This window comes from Priestia sp. SIMBA_032 (assembly GCF_046535215.1).
Classification (GTDB): Bacteria; Bacillota; Bacilli; order Bacillales; family Bacillaceae_H; genus Priestia; species Priestia aryabhattai.
The window spans coordinates 1-448 of sequence record NZ_JAWRXD010000145.1 but is presented as its reverse complement, the minus strand read 5'-3'; the positions used below and the strand labels follow the sequence as shown (position 1 = coordinate 448).

General features: G+C 33.0%; 1 protein-coding gene. It reads left to right on the top strand.

The genetic code is table 11. From position 1 onward, the window contains the following. Positions 1-167: 167 nt before the first annotated feature. Positions 168-448 (top strand): hypothetical protein (locus SB717_RS33725; RefSeq protein WP_410907163.1); only part of this gene is annotated, 281 nt, incomplete at its 3' end.

Genomic DNA, 448 nt, shown 5'->3' with positions numbered 1-448 from the left:
ATCACCAGCTAGTGTTGATGGTAATTTAATTAATACACTTACATACGGCATTTATAGATTTCAAAGAGGGTATATGGAACGTATTCGTTCTGAGGCTGATTTCATAGAACAAAGAGCGGTTGAATTTGAAACTGTTGATAAACAAAACTGAAAAACGGGTGATCTTCATGAAAAATTATGATGTTATAGCACATGCTGCCGATGTAGTAGGTGCCAAAAATGATTTAGAATCGTGTATTTTAGAATTAGAAAATCACAGAAAAAATGTCAATGCCATAAAAACACTATTGGGACATAGCTGGAAAGGAAATACCGCTAAAGAAATTGAAAGAAGGTTAAGTGAAGTAGAGAAAGAACTTGTCTATAGAATTGATGAATTTAGAAAGATAGGAGATGATTTAGATAGATATAGAAGAGCAATGGATAGCTTCGCGAATCAATTCATGAT